This window comes from Gordonia sp. SCSIO 19800 (assembly GCF_018132775.1).
In the GTDB taxonomy this organism is placed as follows: domain Bacteria; phylum Actinomycetota; class Actinomycetes; order Mycobacteriales; family Mycobacteriaceae; genus Gordonia; species Gordonia hongkongensis.
Genome location: NZ_JAGRQM010000017.1, coordinates 52,289 through 68,287, shown reverse-complemented (window position 1 = coordinate 68,287; position 15,999 = coordinate 52,289). Strand labels below are relative to the sequence as shown.

Below are 15,999 nucleotides of genomic sequence, written 5' to 3'. Positions count from 1 at the left end.
ATGGGACACAACAATCGTGCCGCGGTGCTGGGCACCGGGCAGACACGGTACGTCGCGAAGCGGTCCGACGTCACGATGGCGGGCATGGTCCGCGAGGCCATCGACGCCGCGCTGATCGACTCCAAGGTCTCGCTCGACGACATCGACGCGATCGTCATCGGCAAGGCCCCGGACCTCTTCGAGGGGTCGATGATGCCGGAGCTCGCGATGGCCGAGGCCATCGGCGCTGTCGGCAAACGCCTCATCCGCGTACACACCGCGGGTTCGGTCGGCGGTTCGACGGCCAATGTGGCCGCGTCGCTGGTCTTCGCGGGCGTGCACAAGCGGGTCCTGGCCGTCGCCTGGGAGAAGCAGTCCGAGTCCAACGCGATGTGGGCGCTGTCGATCCCGGTGCCGTTCACCAAGCCGGTGGGCGCCGGCGCGGGTGGCTTCTTCGCCCCGCACGTGCGCGCCTACATCCGGCAGTCCGGCGCGCCCGAGCACATCGGGGCGATGGTCGCCGCCAAGGATCGCCGTAACGGCGCGCTGAATCCGCTTGCGCACCTGCACCAACCGGATCAGACGGTCGAGAAGGTCATGAGCTCGCAGATGCTCTGGGACCCGATCCGTTACGACGAGACCTGCCCGTCGTCGGACGGGGCCTGCGCGGTCGTCATCGGCAGCGAGGATGTCGCCGATGCCGCGATCGCCGCAGGCGATCCGGTGGCGTGGATCCATGCCACCGCGATGCGCACCGAGCCGCTGTCCTACGCGCACCGCAACGTCGTCAGCCCGCAGGCCGGTCGCGATGCCGCGGCCGCGTTGTGGAAGGCCGGCGGCATCAGCAACCCGCTGGAGGAGATCGACGCCGCCGAGATCTACGTGCCCTTCTCCTGGTTCGAGCCGATGTGGCTGGAGAACCTGGGATTCGTGGCCGAGGGCGAGGGGTGGAAGCTCACCGAATCCGGCGACACCGAGATCGGCGGGCGCATCCCGCTCAACGCGTCCGGCGGTGTGTTGTCGTCGAACCCGATCGGGGCGTCGGGCATGATCCGGTTCGCCGAGGCCGCCATCCAGGTCATGGGCAAAGCCGGAGACCACCAGGTCCCGGACGCCCGGAAGGCACTGGGCCACGCCTATGGCGGTGGCTCGCAGTACTTCTCGATGTGGCTCGTCGGCGCCGACAAGCCCCTGCACTGAGCGGAACCTCGTGGCATTCATGCGCCATATGTGCGCATGAATGCTACGAAGTGCGTTCGGGGACAGCGCAGGCGAGGCCGTCGGCCATTCCCGTGGGTCGCACACCCAGCGACTGGTTGAGACGCGCGCGCTGATTCTCCCAGGCCACGGTCATCGCGAGTTCGACGATCTGGGTCTCCGACAGGTGTTCGGCCAACCGGCGGCGCAGGTCCGCGAGATCGTCGCCGACAGCCGGCGTACGGGTCATCGCCTCGGCGTAGCCGATGACGAGTTTCTCCAGATCGGTGTAGGCCGTCGACTCCTCATAGCGCGGCAGATCGCGGAGTTGCTGCTCGGTGATTCCGGCGCCCGACGCCAGCGCGGAGCCGATGTCGAGGCAGAACTCGCAACTGACCATGCCGGCGGCCTTGAGCTCGGCCAGTTCTTTGAGTTTCGGATCCATCCGGTTGGACAGCAGCATCGCGCTCTCCATCCCGGCGATCCCGCCCGCCACCAGCGGCCGACGAACGAGGTGGCCGACGAGTTCGGTGCGATGACGCCGGGCCCGCCGCATCGCGCGTACATAATTCCGGATTCGATGCAGTGCTCTCATACCCGTCCTTCCCGATCCGGCCGAAAACTGTAACGCCGCCCCAGCGCATATGTGACCAGCAGCACCAGGGCAGCCACACCGACCGCACCGTGGGCGACCGCACCCCAGGCGAAGACGCCGATCTCGTGGAGACCGCGTCCGCCCATCACCAGTCCGAGCGGCACGCCCGCGATGACGGCGACGGGTAGCCACTGGCGACGCGTCGAGGCGACCGCGATCGCCGCGCCGACGGCGATGAACGCCAATCCGCCGTCGACCATCGCGTGCTGGTTGAACGGCTCGCCGAGCGACGCCGAGATCCACTCGCCGGCAATCATGTTCCCGACGCCATGGATGATCAGGATCGCGCCGAGCGCGGCCGCGGCCACCTGCGCCGCCGACCACCGTCTTCTCCGACGACCGGCAGGCGCAGGATGCAGTATCCGGTCGACCGAAACGTAGGTCGACGCGGGCGGGTCGGGCCGCAAGCCACCGGCGAGCAACTCGAGTTCCGGGTCCGGAGCATTCGGGACGTCGCGCCCGTCGAGAACTGCCGATATCGCGTCATCGAGTCGTTCGGCCGCAGCGATGTCCACGGGGTCGAACTGTTCACTCGGATCGTGAGGCGTCACCTCGGCATCACCTCCCTCAACTTCGCCACCCCGCGATAGACGAGCATCCGTGCGGCCGTCGCCGAGATCCCCATCGCCGCGCCGATCTCGTCGGAGGTGAGTTCGGTGGCGAATCGCAGGGTCACGGCTTCCCGCTCGCGCGCCGTCAGAACCCACAACCGGCTGCGCACATCGTCGGCCGCGGCGGCCCGCAGCATCGCGGTCTCGGGATCGCCGTCGTAAACGGACACCCCGGCGTCGCCGAGGTCGACCTCGGCGACCGGCACCTCGCGGGATCGCCGGGCCCACCAGTCCGCGACGACATGCCGCGCGATCCCGATCAGCCAGGCGCCGACGCTGTCGCGCCGGTCGTCGAACCGGTCCCACGAGCGCATCGCCTTCACGAAGACCTCCGCGGTCACGTCGTCGGCGTCGGCGGCCCCGGGCACACGGGTCCGCACGTAGCGCCAGACCCCCGCAACGTGTTCGCGGTACACCGCGTCGAACTGATCGACCGCGCCGGACTCCGAGTCGCTCCCCCTCCGTCGACGACGCCGTGGGGGCGTCGGTGAACCTGTCACCCCATCTTCGGGCCCGGCCGACGCGCTGTAACGACGGATGGGAGAACCCGGCCCACAAACGACCGCGGGCGGGACAGGGTGAGCACCCTGTCCCGCCCGTGGCGGCTCGTGTTGCGACTATCCGGCCTTGCGCACCGAGTTGATCGTCTTCTCGACTTCCCAGAAGGCGCGCAGTGCCGACAGCTTGCCGTCGGCGTCGGCGCGATAGGTGAACACCCCGCGCGCCTCGGAGACATGGCCGGCGATGTGGGTGACGATGCTGCCGATGTAGGCGACCTCGTTCCCGCAGATGATCTCCTCGTCGAAGCGGAACTCGATGCTCTCGGTCGTCCCGATCGATTTGTCCCAGAACTCCGAGATCTGCTCGTGCCCGCGGAATCCGACGCCGTCCGGGTCGAACATCGACGGGCCGACCGGGTCCTCGACCGTGGCGTCTGCCGCGAAGTTGTCGATCCAGGCCTGTTTGTCCCTGGACCCCACGAACTCACGCGAACGACGCCCCGCCACGACTGCGGGATGGTTCTCCCGGTCGATGCCGAGGTAGGCCGGTGTCTGCTCTGCTGCGGTCACTTGGTGCCGTAGTCGACGCGGAGTTCCTTGACGCCGTTGATCCAGCCGTGGCGCAGACGGCGCGGTGCGTCGAGTTTGGTGATGTCGGGCACCATGTCGGCGAGCGCGTTGAACATCAGGTTGATCTCCATCCGCGCGAGGTTCGCACCGACGCAGAAGTGCGCACCGTTGCCGCCGAACCCGACGTGCGGGTTGGGATCGCGCATGATGTTGAACGAGAACGGATCGTCGAAAACGTCCTCGTCGTAGTTCGCCGAACCGTAGAACATGCCGACGCGCTCACCCTTGGCGATGTCGACGCCGCCGATCTGCGTGTCGCGCTTGGCCGTCCGCTGGAAGCAGTTGACCGGGGTCGCCCACCGCACGATCTCGTCGACCGCGGTCGCCGGGCGCTCCTTCTTGAACAATTCCCACTGATCGGGGTTGTCCAGGAAGGCATTCATCCCGTGGCTGATGGCGTTGCGGGTGGTCTCGTTGCCGGCGACGGTCAGCAGGATGAAGAAGAACCCGAACTCGGTCTCGTCGAGCGACTGCCCGTCGATGTCGGCGTTCACCAGCGTGGTGACGATGTCCTCGCCGGGATTCTTACGCTTCTCCTCGGCCATCGTGTAGCCGTAGCCGAGGATCTCGGCGTTGGCCTGCTGCGGATCCGTCGTGTAATCCGGGTCGTCGGCGTTCATCATCGAGTTCGACCAGTCGAACAGCTTCTCCCGATCCACCTCCGGCACGCCGAGGAGGTCGGCGATGGCCAGCAGCGGCAGGTCGACGGCCACGTCTTTGACGAAGTCACCGCTGCCCTTCTCCGCGGCCTTGGCGACGATGTCGCGGGCGGCGTCGTCGAGCTTCTCCTCGAGTGAATGCACGGCGCGCGGCGTGAACAACTTGGAGACCAGCTTGCGCAGGCGGGTGTGCTCCGGCGGATCGTGGTTGATCAGCAACGCCTTGGTGATCTCGATCTGATCGGCGGTCATGTCGTCTTCGAAACGCATGATGACGCCGTTGGCGTTGGTTTCCCAGTCCTCGTTGTTCTTGGAGATCTCGCGGACATGGGCGTGCTTGGAGATCACCCAGTACCCGCCGTCGTGGAAACCACCGCCCTTGCCGGGCGCCTGGGCATTCCACCAGACCGGCGCGGTCTTGCGCAGTTGCGCGAACTCCTTCACGGGGATTCCCTGCTCGAGCAGATCGGGGTTGGTGAAGTCCCACCCCTCCTGCTCCATGAACGGGCACTTCGCGACTACGTCGGAAGGGCTCGTGCGCGCAGAATCCGCCGGGGTCGGCTCGCTGCCGATCGGGGCGCTCTGGGCCTGGGTCACGTCACACCACCTCGCTGTGAGATTTAGAACCTGTTTCAATCACATTGAAGCACACTGTGACGCATACGGCACTCTCTGACGAGAACTTGTTCTAGTTTTGTTCCCGACCCGGTATCCGACCTGCGATCTTCCCTCACAGATTCATTCGCGTTCGTCGCCGTGCAGCGTCGACGCATGGCGTCGAACACCCGTCGAGTGGGCCGCCCTGCCCGCGTCATCCACCCCAGCGTAGACGCAAACATAGAACGTGTTCTAGCGTGATCACAGCGGCCTCGACGGACCGTCGGGCCTCATCCGTGGACATCCGGGTTCACCGGTACGAACGAAGGAGTGGCGATGGGCGTTCCCGTCATCGTAGAAGCGGCGCGCACGCCGATCGGCAAGCGCAACGGTTGGCTCTCGGGCCTGCACGCCGAGGAGTTGCTCGGCATCACCCAACGCGGCCTCCTCGAGAAAGCGGGCCTCGACCCCGCCCTCGTCGAGCAGGCGATCGGCGGCTGCGTGACCCAGGCAGGCGCCCAGGCCGGCAACATCACGCGCAAGGCCTGGCTGTCCGCGGGTCTGCCGGAGGCGACCGGAGCCACCACCATCGACGCGCAGTGCGGTTCGGCGCAGCAGGCCAACCATCTGATCGCCGGGCTCATCGCCTCCGACGCGATCGACATCGGCGTCGCCTGCGGAGTGGAGACGATGTCGGTCGTCCCGCTCGGCGCGAACGTCGGCACCAATGCCGGTCCGTATCACGCGGATTCGTGGGACGTCGACATGCCGAACCAGTTCGAGGCCGCCGAACGGATCGCCAAACGCCGCGGTATCACGCGCGCCGACGTCGACGCGCTCGGCGAGCGCAGTCAACGCAACGCCCGTAAGGCATGGGACGAGGGTCGATTCGACCGCGAGGTCCTGAGCCTCAAGGCGCCCGAGCGCACCAAAGAAGGCGAACTGACCGGGTACATCCTCGACGTCAGCCGTGACCAGGGTCTGCGCGACACCACGCTCGAATCCCTGTCCGCGCTCAAACCCGTTCTCGAGGGCGGTATCCACACCGCTGGAACGTCGTCACAGATCTCCGACGGCGCGGCCGCCGTGCTCATCATGGACGAGTCCCGGGCACGCGAGCTGGGCCTGACACCGCGCGCACGCATCAAGGCGCAGGCGCTCGTCGGCGCGGAGCCGTCCTTCCACCTCGACGGTCCGGTCCAGGCGACCGAGCGCGTCCTGGCCAAGTCGGGAATGTCGTTGTCCGACATCGACATCGTCGAGATCAACGAGGCGTTCGCGTCCGTGGTACTCAGCTGGGCCCAGGTCCACGGCGCCGACCTGGACAAGGTCAACGTGAACGGCGGTGCCATCGCCCTGGGACACCCCGTGGGCAGCACCGGCTCTCGCCTGATCACCACCGCGCTGCACGAACTGGAGCGTCGGGACGGTCAGACCGCGCTGGTCACGATGTGCGCCGGCGGCGCCATGGCCACCGGCACCATCATCGAGCGCATCTGATGCCCGCACTCGACCCGAACAACAAGCCCGCGCAACTGGATTCGCCGATCGTCAGCAAGATCATCAAACTGGGGTCGAAGGCGAACACCGCGCTGTACAAGGCCACCGGTGGTCGTGTCGGGGGCACCTGGCGGGTCGGTGCGGGTCTGCGCAAGCCCGCGCCGGTGTGCTTGCTGACCACCATCGGGCGCAAGTCGGGACAGCCGCGCACCGCGCCGCTTATCTACCTGCGGCGCGGGGACTCCTTCGTCGTGGTCGCCTCCCAGGGCGGCTCGGCGAAGAACCCCGCCTGGTACCTCAATCTCCGGGACAACCCGCAGGTCACCATCCAGATCGGCAAGGAGAAGCACGACCTCGTGGCGCGCACCGCCACCGATGCCGAGCGCGCCGAGCTCTGGCCCGATCTCGTCGACACCTACGCCGACTACGACACCTACGCCGCCTGGACGGAACGAACGATCCCGGTGGTCATCTGCGAGCCGGCCCGCTGATCGCTCAACACCTTCTGCTCTCCCGAGGTGCAACATCCTCCGCTCCCTGAGGTGCGAGGAGCGCAAGATCCTCCGCTCCCTGAGGTGTGAGGAGCGCAAGATCCTCCGCTCCCTGAGGTGTGAGGAGCGATAGCGACGAGCCACGAAGGGCGGCAGGGCATCTCACCAGACCCTTCGTGGCTCGCTTCGCTCGCACCTCAGGGAGCAGGGGGCCGTCACGCTCGCAACCTCGGTCGCCAGACCCTTCGTGACGCGACCTCCGCAAGCTCAGGGAGCCACGGGGTTCGCTTCTTTCGGATCACGAAGCCGGGGACCAGCCCGCGGGGTCCCGGCCGGTCCAGTTGGCCAGTCGCTCAGTGGGTCCGGCGCCGGGGCGGGGTTCGACGACGACGCCGAACGGCACGTTGGAGTCGGTGCGGATCTCGGCCGGGATGAACTGCTGCGCGACCGCGAGCGTCGCCTCGGCCGTCGCGGGATCTGCTTCCGCGGGTTGCCCGGTGGCAACGGCGAGGTCCCAGCCGTGCACGAGCGTCTCGCTGACATAACCCCAGAGCGCGCCCGCGCCGGGTACCTCACCCCACGGCACCTGGACCATGCGGGTCAGCGACGCATCATCGGACCATCCCTCCAGGGCGGCCTCGACCAGTGCGGAGTAGGTGGCAGCGTCGTGCTGCTCGGCGATCGTCCGCATCGTTCGGACGTCGAGTCCGTCGGCGAGTGCCCGGGCACGCTCGGCGGTCGCCACGACGTGCGCCGAGAGTGTCCGGACGTCGAAGTCCTCGCAGGGAGTGGGCGCATCCAGCTGATCGTCGGCGATCCCGGTCAGCAGTGCGGTGACCCAACCAGTTGCCACTCGGAATGCGGGACGGGGGTCGACGGGTGCGGCTGGGGCGGGAACGGCCTCTGGTGTGGTTGCGGTCATGATGATGTCCTCTCCTGGTGGTTGGTCGGTCTGCCACCAGTGAATCCGCGATACATGACATCTCCTGTCATGTATTCGGGAGAGAATCATGATCGTGCGCGCCGAACGTCTCATCGCCCTGCTGATGGTGCTGAAGAAGCACGAGCGGGTGACCGCCGCCGTATTGGCCGCCGAGCTCGGGGTCTCCGAACGAACCGTGCTCCGCGACATCGACGCGCTGTCGCTGTCCGGCGTGCCGGTCTACGCCGAGCGCGGCCGACACGGCGGCTTCGCGTTGTTACCGGGGTATCGCACCGATCTCACCGGACTGACCGTCGACGAGGCCACGTCGTTGCTCGCCGGTACCGGACGGGTCGACTCCCCCGCGTTCACCAGCGCCATGCGCAAGGTGACCGCCGCCCTGCCCGAGGCGCATCGGAGTCATGCCGTGCGCGCCGCGCAGCGGATTCTGGTCCGTCCGGAGGGTTTCGTCAGAACCCCGGAGATCCTCGACGGCCTCCAGGCCATACAACTCGCCGTGTTCGAGGGCCGACGGATCCGTGTGAGCTACCGCAGCCGGGGTGCGCACACCCCGCGCGAGCACGTCCTCGACCCGATCGGACTCATCGTGGCGGGCGAGACCTGGTACCTCGTCGCCACCTCGTCGCGCGGCAGCACGTCGCACGACGGCGCCGGCTCGGCGGAACGCATGTACCGCGTCTCCCGGATGAGCGACGTGGACGTCCTCGACGAACCGGCGCACCGGTCCGAGGACGTCGACCTCGGCGAGATCTGGGAGCGGCATCGTGACGCGTTCCGACGCTCCTTCGAACCCGTCGACGTGGTGATCGACTGCTCGGTCGACGATGCCGAGCAGATCGAGTCGATCGCCGCCGCAACATATCTCGACCGGCCACCAGAAGGACGATGCCGGCTCGGACTCCGGTTCGCCGACCGTCGCCACGCCACGCGCGCGTTGTGGGCGTCGATGTTCGTCCACGACTTCGTGGTCTGCGAGCCGGAATGGCTCCGAACCACGCTCGTAGCCCGCGCCCGCGTTGTCGGCGGCGACTAGGCGAGCACATCGGGCCGCCTGCACCGAACGAATGAATCCCCTGGCGAGGTCCCCCCGCCTGTGGTGTGATTCTCGAATGTTCGGGGTTCTCACTCCATGTCGGCATGCACTCGACGACGACCTGATGGACCAGTGGCGCTCCCACCTGTGCGGGGTCTGTCTGTCGCTACGCAACAACCACGGCCAGTCGAGCAGGTTGACGGTCAACACCGATGCGGTGATGGTCTCAATCCTCACCGCGGCCCAGTCGGCGGCGGAGTGCGCCTCCACCGAGGCCGGTCGGTGTCCCCTACGCGGAATGCGCACGGCGACAGTCGTGTCCGCCGACGAACCGGGTGTCCGCCTCGCCGCGACCGCCTCCCTCACCCTCGCCGCAGCGAAGGCGGCCGACGTCGGCAACGAGCAGCGACACGCGCTGGCGCCCCGTCGGCCGGTACGCGCGAAGCTCGCCGACTATGCCGGGAGCCACCTGCGCCGGAATGCCGCGGCCGACACCGAGGTCGCCCGACGTCTCGATGTGGACGGCATGATGACGACGCTCTCGCGTCAAGCCGAGATCGAGTCGACGAGCGTCGTCCTCGACGACCTCACCCAGGCGTCGGCAGTGGCTGCGGCACAGGTCTTCTCCGCGTCGGCGATACTCGCCGACGCACCCCGCAATGAGGCCGCGCTCTCCGACATCGGTGCCGATTTCGGCCGGATAGCGCACCTCTTGGACGCGGTCGACGACTATGATTCCGACGCCGAGCAGGGACGGTACAACCCACTCCGGTCCACCGGAACGTCGCCGGAGACCGCGCTCGAGCAGTGCCGGCGACTCGCCTCCGCGATCCGGGCCCGCTACGCCGACCTCGAACTCGTCGACGACCGACTCTTACGGGTGGTGTTGCTCGACGGACTGCGCCACGCGATCCACAAGCGCATGCACCCGCACGCGGAGGCCCCTTCGGTGGTCGCCGACTCGCGCACCCAGTGGCCGCCGCACCGGCCGTTCGGCTATCCGACCGAGTGGCCGTACCCGCCACCCTTCAAACCGAATCGATCGTTCCACGAACGGATTCTGCCGTTCATCGGTGTCTCGTGCTTCGGCAAGGCCTGCTGCGTCGACCACTGGAATCACTTCACCGACAAGTACAGGGACGCGGTCTGCGACGACTGCGACTGCTGCGATTGTTGCGACTGCTGCGACCTGTGACCCGCCCGGGCGGGTCAGTTGAGGAGCGAGCAATGCGCTCCCCCTGTGCCCCCTGAGGCGCGAGCAATGCGCTCCCCCTGTGCGCTCCCTGAGGTGCGAGCAATGCGCTCCCCCTGTGCTCCCTGAGGTGCGAGCGAAGCGAGCCACGAAGGGCTCCGCAACCTGTCTCACCAGGCCCTTCGTGGCTCGTCGACCTCGATGCGCTCCTTCGTCGCTTGCTCGGCCCGGCGGCTAACGCTCCTCACACCTCAGTATCTGCGGCCAGGCGGCCGTCGTGGACAACGAAAAGAACCTCCGCTCCCTGAGGAGGCCGGAGCTTGCGGAGGCCGTCACGAAGGGTCCTGGTGAGCCGGTTGCGAAGACCCTTCGTGACGCGCCCTCCGCAAGCTCCGGGCGCTCCTCAGGGAGCAGGGGGCAGGTCGTTTCTTTCGGACTAGGGAGCAATGGCTATGTTGTTCTTCCGGATCAGGGAGCAGAGGGGATCTAGCCGACGCCGCGGTCGGAGTCGGCCCAGTACTGGGACCGCAGCGCCTTCTTGTCCGGCTTGCCGAGCGCGGTCAGTGGCAGGGCATCGGCGAAGATCACCCGCTTGGGTGACTGCACCGCACCCTTGCGGTCTTTCACGGACTGCTGGATCTCGGCGGTGATCCGGTCCTTCGCCGCGTCGTCGGCGTCGGCATCGTTGCGCAGCACCACGATCGCGGTGACCGCCTCGCCCCACTTGTCGTCCGGGACACCGATCACGCCGACCTGACCCACTGCCGGGTGTTCGGCGACGACGTCCTCGACCTCGCGCGGGAACACATTGAAGCCACCGGTGACGATCATGTCCTTGGTGCGGTCGACGATGAACCAGAATCCGTCCTCGTCCTCGCGGGCCACGTCGCCGGTGCGCAGCCAGCCGTCGCGGAAGGTGTCCGCGGTCTGTTCGGGGAGGCCCAGGTACCCGCCGGCGAGAAGTGGTCCCGCGACGCAGATCTCGCCGGGTTCGCCCTGCGGGACGGGCTTGTCGTCGGGCCCGAGCAGGGCGGTACGCAGGAAGGCCGACGGCCGTCCGCAGCTGCTCAGCCGACGCTGGTCCTCACCGGGACCCGGATGGTCACCCTTCGCCAGGTAACTGATGACCATCGGCGCCTCGGACTGGCCGTAGTACTGCGCGAAGATCGGACCGAAGCGTTCGATGGCCTCGGCCAGCCGGACCGGATTGATCGGCGACGCACCGTAATACACGGTCTCCAGCGAGGACAGATCGCGCGTCTTGGAGTCCGGATGATCCATCAGTGCGTACAGCATCGAGGGCACCAGCATCGTCGCCGTGATCTTCTGCTCCTCGATCGTGCGGAGCACCTCGGCCGGGTCGAATTTGGACAGGACCACCATCGACCCGCCCTTCATGAGGGTGGGGACGAAGAAGGCGGCGCCGGCGTGCGAGAGGGGCGTGCAGAGCAGGAACCGCGGGTGTTCGGGCCATTCCCATTCGGCGAGCTGGATCTGCGTCATCGTCGACATCGCGCGGGCCGTCCCGATGACGCCCTTCGGCTTGCCGGTGGTCCCGCCGGTGTAGGTGATGGAGACGACGTGGTCGGGTGAGAGATGCGCGGCGACAAGGGGCTTCGGCTCGAAGTTGTCGGCTTCGGCGATCACGTCCCGCGCGTGGGCGGCGAGTTGCTCCGGCACCGGCCCGAGCGTCAGCACCTGCTTGAGACCGGGAACCCGTTCGAGCAGCGCCGCGGCCCGCTCGACGAACATGGGCACCGGGTCGATGATGAGAGTCGACACGCCGGCGTCGGAGAGCACGTACGCGTGGTCGTCGAGTGACCCCAGGGGATGCAGTGCGGTGCGGCGCCATCCCTGCGTCTGGCCGGCGCCGATCACGAACAGCACCTCGGGCCGATTCAGCGCGAGCAGGCCGACCGCGGTTCCCGTACCAGCCCCCAACCCCTCGAACGCCTGGATGTACCGACTGATCGACGCGGCCATCTCACCGCCGGTCATCTCCGTGTCGCCGAGCGACAGTACGGTGCGGTCGGCGTGCCGCCGCAGCGCCGCGACCATCAGGTCGCCCATGTGCGTGCCCCCGCGCAGGTGATCGAAGTCGGCCGGTGCTGTCGTCGTACCCTCGTTCGTCATGACCACCAGACTAGGACGTGTTACAGCTCTAGGGAAGAATCTCCACCAAAACCGCACTATGAGTCACGAGAACGTGTTCTAACATTCCCTTGCGGATGCGCCTTCCGCGAATCTGAAGTCCGCCACCGGCGAGGGGTGGTGACCTAGGATCGAACCATGACTGATCTCGACCTCGCCACCACCCGGCGTGACATCGCCGACGCCCTGCTGACCGCCCTCGAGCGCCGCCACGAGGTCCTCGATGCCATCGTCGACGCCGAGAATCACGACGAGGCCGTCACCGCGATCGTCGACCTGCTCGGCAAATCCAAGCTCGGCGCCGAGGCCATCCTCGACATGAAGCTCGACCAGCTCACCAAGGACGACCGCCGCAAGAACCAGGCCGAACTCGACGACCTCAACAGCGCCCTCACCTTCACGCTCGCCGAACGTCCGGCCAGCAGTGGGGACACCCTTGATCTCCGTCCGTTCGACCCGTCCGCCGACGCCGAACTGTTCTCGGCGCGCACCAACGAGATCGGCACCGCCGGCGACGGTTCGGGCGCTCCCGCCGGCGATGTCGCGGCCGAGATCGATGCCGCCACCGCCCGGGTCGACGCCGAGGAAGCCGTCTGGCTGGTCGCCGTCGAAGGCGAGTCGAAGGTCGGCTTCGTGTTCGGCGAACTGAAGGACGGCGAGATCGACCTGCGCATCTGGATCCACCCGCAGTTCCGCAAGTCGGGGTACGGCACCGCAGCGCTACGCAAGTCCCGTTCGGAGATGGCGGCGTACTTCCCCGGCGTGCCGATGGTCGTCCGCGCGCCCAGCGCCTGACGGTCCACCTACAGTCGACGAACCCACCGCCCGTTCGGGGTGGTGGGTTCGTCTGTTGGTGGCGTGCCGGACGGTCAGGCCCGTTGGGGCCGCGGGAGGCCGAAGTGGGCGACGATCGCGCGGATCCGGTTGTCCTCGTCGACCACGAAGGTCTCGGACACGGTGGCACCCAGGCGAAGGGTCTTGGGTCGGACGTGGACGATGTAGCGCGTGGTGACGCTGTGCCCGTCCACCGTGGCGGTGAAGTCCGAGATCCGGTGGATGAGGCGGAATTGCGGGCCACGCGCGAGGCTGCGGGCGATGTGGTCGCCGTCGCGCCCGGTCCGCACACCGAACTCCACGCGGGTGCAGTCCGGGTGCAGGACGACCGCGGACGGATCGTGACTCACCAAGGCGTCCACATAAGCGCGCGCCGCGGCGATCCGCTCGGCCGAGGGATCTCGGGGCGAGGTCATCGCGCGCCGTACACCGGCATCGGTACCGGCGCCTTGGCCAGGATCTCCTCGATCACCGGGCCGAGCTCGCCGGCCTCCCACCGAGAGCCCTTGTCCCGCTCGATGCTTCGCTGCCATCCATCGGTGATCGAGATCTTGCCGCCCTCGACTTCGAACACCCGGCCGGTCACCGAGCCCGCCGCGGGCGAACCCAGCCAGACCACGAGGGGCGAGACGTTCGCCGGATTCATCGTGTCGAAGGAACCGTCGGCGGGCGCCGCCATCTGAGCGGCCATCGCCTCACCGGCACCCATGGTCATCTGGGTACGGGCGGCCGGAGCGATCGCGTTCACGGTCACACCATACGACCCCAGTTCCGCGGCCGCCTGGATCGTCAGAGCCGCGATGCCGGCCTTCGCCGCTACGTAGTTGCCCTGCCCCACCGAACCGTACAGTCCCGCACCGGAACTCGTGTTGATGATGCGCGCCTGCGGAACGTCGCCGGCCTTCGCCTGGGCACGCCAGTACGCGGCTGCGTGCCGCAGACCGACGAAGTGCCCTTTGAGATGTACGCGGACGACCGCATCCCACTCGTCCTCCGACAGCGAGACCAGCATCCGGTCACGCACGAAACCCGCGTTGTTGACCAGTACGTCGAGGCGTCCGAACGCGGAGAGTGCGGTCTCGACCATGGCCGCACCCGAATCCCAGTCCGCGACGTCGCCCACCGACGCGACTGCCTGCCCGCCGGCGGCGACGATTTCGTCGACGACCTCACTCGCGGGGTCCTCGGCGTAGTCGTTGACGACGACCTTCGCGCCGTCGGCGGCGAACGCGAGGGCGTGGGCGCGTCCGATGCCCTGGCCGGCACCGGTCACGATGACGACACGACCCTCATTCAACTTGCTGGTCACTGATGTTCTTCCTTTCCGAAGTGTCTGCGGCCCCGAACCGCACACCGGGTCTCAGACTGCGTTACCGGCCGTGGCGGCGTCGAGGAATGCCGGCTTCTCGCCACCGCCGTGGACGGTCAGCGTCGACCCGGTGATGTAGCCGGCAAGCGGTGACAAGAGAAAGGCGACCGCGTTGCCGACATCGGCGGGCGTGGCCATCCGCCCCATCGGGATGGTCTCGCCGACGGCTGCCACACCGGCGTCGTCGCCGTAGTGCAGGTGGGACTGTTCGGTGACGACCGGGCCGGCCACGACCGAGTTCACCCGCACCCGCGGCGCCCACTCGACGGCGAGCGAGCTCATCAGGTTGTCGAGTCCGGCCTTCGCCGCACCGTAGGCCGAGGTGCCGGGTGACGGCCGGTGGCCGCTCACGCTCGAGATGTTCACGATGCCACCGCCATCCGGCTGCGTCTGCATCACCGCGTTGGCCGCGCGGGCCACGGCGAGCGGGGCGAGCAGATTGAGGTCGACGATCTTGCTCGCGAACCGGACCGACGCGTCGGCGGCCAGCGCGAACGGGGAGCCGCCGGCATTGTTCACGACACCGTCGATGCGTCCGGCCCGCCCGATGATGTCGTCCATCATCGCCACGACCGCATCCGCGTCGCGGACATCGCAGGACACGAAATCGAGATCGCGGAGGTCGTCGGCGAGATTGTCGGCGTTGCGACCACAGATCACCGGACGGGCGCCGAGCGAACCCAGGACGCGGGTGATCCCGGCACCCACCCCGCGCGCCCCGCCCGTGACCAGGATGACCTTCCCGACCAGGCCCAGCTCGACCTGTGACTGCGTCTGCATGGGTGCTACCCTACCAAACAACCAAGCACTTGCTTGGTGCGCTTCCGCAGTCCCCTCGGACTGTCCGGACCGCCCCATGAGAGGAGCCCGCGTGCCGATCACCACGACACGTTCCGATACCGGGATCGTGACCGTCACCGTCGACTATCCGCCGGTCAACGCGCTGCCATCGGCCGCATGGTTCGAACTCGGCGACGCCATCACCGCCGCCGGCCGGGACCCCTCCACCCACGTGGTGGTGCTCCGCGCAGAAGGTCGGGGCTTCAACGCGGGCGTCGACATCAAGGAGATGCAGGCGACCGACGGCTTCGACGCCCTGATCGGCGCCAACCGCGGATGCGCCGCCGCCTTCAGTGCCGTCTACGACTGCGCCGTCCCCGTCGTCGTCGCCGTCAACGGGTTCTGCGTGGGCGGCGGCATCGGCCTCGTCGGCAATGCCGACGTCATCGTGGCCTCCGACGACGCCGTCTTCGGACTACCCGAGGTGGACCGCGGAGCACTCGGCGCCGCAACCCATCTCGCGCGGCTCGTGCCACAACACATGATGCGCACCCTCTACTTCACCGCCAAGAACGTCACCGCCCAGCAACTCGAGCACTTCGGTTCGGTCTACCGGGTCGTGCCCCGCGAGGAACTGCTCGACGCGGCACTCGAGGTCGCAGAGGCCATCGCCGCCAAGGACACTCGCGTGATCCGCGCAGCCAAGGAGGCGATCAACAACATCGACCCCGTCGACGTCAAGGCGAGTTACCGCCTCGAGCAGGGGTACACCTTCGAGTTGAACCTGGCCGGCGTCGCCGATGAGCACCGCGACGCGTTCGTGTCGACCGGCAAACCACTTGCCGCGAATTCCGCCTCGGATGGAGGACGTGCCTGAC

The 15,999-nt window shown here is 67.8% G+C and carries 17 protein-coding genes; 7 read left to right on the top strand and 10 right to left on the bottom strand.

The window, feature by feature from the left end:
• Positions 1-1,179 carry a thiolase domain-containing protein gene (locus tag KB201_RS17945; protein ID WP_058253563.1) on the top strand — a complete coding sequence of 393 codons (1,179 nt, stop codon included), beginning with the start codon at positions 1-3 and terminating at the stop codon, positions 1,177-1,179.
• Between the two features lie 43 nt (positions 1,180-1,222).
• On the opposite strand, the gene KB201_RS17940 is transcribed toward KB201_RS17945, so the two are convergent.
• The 5 genes from KB201_RS17940 to KB201_RS17920 all read right to left on the bottom strand — a co-directional run bounded on the left by KB201_RS17940 (position 1,223) and on the right by KB201_RS17920 (position 4,828).
• Entirely contained in the window at positions 1,223-1,771 is a 549-nt protein-coding gene (locus KB201_RS17940; protein ID WP_058253564.1) for a carboxymuconolactone decarboxylase family protein, read from the bottom strand.
• Positions 1,768-2,382 (bottom strand): hypothetical protein, encoded by a 615-nt coding sequence (locus KB201_RS17935; protein ID WP_058253565.1) that lies wholly within the window; start codon positions 2,380-2,382, stop codon positions 1,768-1,770. Before KB201_RS17935 ends, KB201_RS17940 begins: the two co-directional genes overlap by 4 nt.
• Positions 2,379-2,858, bottom strand: coding sequence for an RNA polymerase sigma factor (locus KB201_RS17930; RefSeq protein WP_058253566.1), 480 nt, complete (start codon positions 2,856-2,858; stop codon positions 2,379-2,381). Before KB201_RS17930 ends, KB201_RS17935 begins: the two co-directional genes overlap by 4 nt.
• A gap of 201 nt (positions 2,859-3,059) precedes the next feature.
• Complete coding sequence (locus KB201_RS17925) at positions 3,060-3,512, bottom strand: nuclear transport factor 2 family protein (protein ID WP_058253567.1); 453 nt, start codon at positions 3,510-3,512, stop codon at positions 3,060-3,062.
• Positions 3,509-4,828, bottom strand: coding sequence for a cytochrome P450 (locus KB201_RS17920; RefSeq protein ID WP_058253568.1), 1,320 nt, complete (start codon positions 4,826-4,828; stop codon positions 3,509-3,511). Before KB201_RS17920 ends, KB201_RS17925 begins: the two co-directional genes overlap by 4 nt.
• Positions 4,829-5,164: 336 nt before the next feature.
• On the opposite strand from KB201_RS17920, the gene KB201_RS17915 reads away from it, so the two are divergent.
• Positions 5,165-6,328, top strand: coding sequence for a steroid 3-ketoacyl-CoA thiolase (locus KB201_RS17915; protein WP_058253569.1), 1,164 nt, complete (start codon positions 5,165-5,167; stop codon positions 6,326-6,328).
• The gene (locus tag KB201_RS17910; protein WP_058253570.1) at positions 6,328-6,819 is read left to right on the top strand and encodes a nitroreductase family deazaflavin-dependent oxidoreductase; all 492 of its coding nucleotides are present in this window, start codon (positions 6,328-6,330) and stop codon (positions 6,817-6,819) included. Before KB201_RS17915 ends, KB201_RS17910 begins: the two co-directional genes overlap by 1 nt.
• Positions 6,820-7,117: 298 nt before the next feature.
• Here the strand turns inward: KB201_RS17910 and KB201_RS17905 are convergent, their stop codons facing one another.
• Positions 7,118-7,741 carry a TIGR03086 family metal-binding protein gene (locus KB201_RS17905; RefSeq protein WP_211540031.1) on the bottom strand — a complete coding sequence of 208 codons (624 nt, stop codon included), beginning with the start codon at positions 7,739-7,741 and terminating at the stop codon, positions 7,118-7,120.
• 94 nt (positions 7,742-7,835) lie between these two features.
• Here KB201_RS17905 and KB201_RS17900 point away from each other — a divergent pair, with 94 nt between their 5' ends.
• A complete protein-coding gene (locus tag KB201_RS17900; protein ID WP_211540050.1) occupies positions 7,836-8,795 on the top strand; it encodes a YafY family protein in 960 nt (319 codons plus the stop codon).
• Between the two features lie 76 nt (positions 8,796-8,871).
• Positions 8,872-9,990: a DUF5685 family protein gene (locus KB201_RS17895; protein WP_211540029.1), complete on the top strand. Its 1,119-nt coding sequence runs from the start codon at positions 8,872-8,874 to the stop codon at positions 9,988-9,990.
• A 483-nt stretch (positions 9,991-10,473) separates the two neighbouring features.
• Here the strand turns inward: KB201_RS17895 and fadD8 are convergent, their stop codons facing one another.
• On the bottom strand, positions 10,474-12,120 hold the full coding sequence (fadD8, locus tag KB201_RS17890; protein WP_058253926.1) for a fatty-acid--CoA ligase FadD8: 1,647 nt from the start codon (positions 12,118-12,120) through the stop codon (positions 10,474-10,476).
• A 156-nt stretch (positions 12,121-12,276) separates the two neighbouring features.
• On the opposite strand from fadD8, the gene KB201_RS17885 reads away from it, so the two are divergent.
• The gene (locus KB201_RS17885) at positions 12,277-12,933 is read left to right on the top strand and encodes a GNAT family N-acetyltransferase (protein WP_058253927.1); all 657 of its coding nucleotides are present in this window, start codon (positions 12,277-12,279) and stop codon (positions 12,931-12,933) included.
• A gap of 74 nt (positions 12,934-13,007) precedes the next feature.
• Here the strand turns inward: KB201_RS17885 and KB201_RS17880 are convergent, their stop codons facing one another.
• Genes KB201_RS17880 through KB201_RS17870 form a run of 3 tightly spaced genes read right to left on the bottom strand, consistent with a single transcriptional unit; the run spans position 13,008 to position 15,121 of the window.
• Positions 13,008-13,388, bottom strand: coding sequence for a nuclear transport factor 2 family protein (locus tag KB201_RS17880; protein WP_058253928.1), 381 nt, complete (start codon positions 13,386-13,388; stop codon positions 13,008-13,010).
• Entirely contained in the window at positions 13,385-14,281 is an 897-nt protein-coding gene (locus tag KB201_RS17875; protein ID WP_159371414.1) for an SDR family oxidoreductase, read from the bottom strand. Before KB201_RS17875 ends, KB201_RS17880 begins: the two co-directional genes overlap by 4 nt.
• 51 nt (positions 14,282-14,332) lie before the next feature.
• On the bottom strand, positions 14,333-15,121 hold the full coding sequence (locus KB201_RS17870) for an SDR family oxidoreductase (RefSeq protein ID WP_058253930.1): 789 nt from the start codon (positions 15,119-15,121) through the stop codon (positions 14,333-14,335).
• 91 nt (positions 15,122-15,212) lie between these two features.
• Between KB201_RS17870 and echA20 the strand changes: the two genes are divergently transcribed.
• The gene (gene echA20, locus KB201_RS17865; RefSeq protein WP_058253931.1) at positions 15,213-15,998 is read left to right on the top strand and encodes a (7aS)-7a-methyl-1,5-dioxo-2,3,5,6,7,7a-hexahydro-1H-indene-carboxyl-CoA hydrolase; all 786 of its coding nucleotides are present in this window, start codon (positions 15,213-15,215) and stop codon (positions 15,996-15,998) included.
• Position 15,999 lies beyond the last annotated feature (1 nt).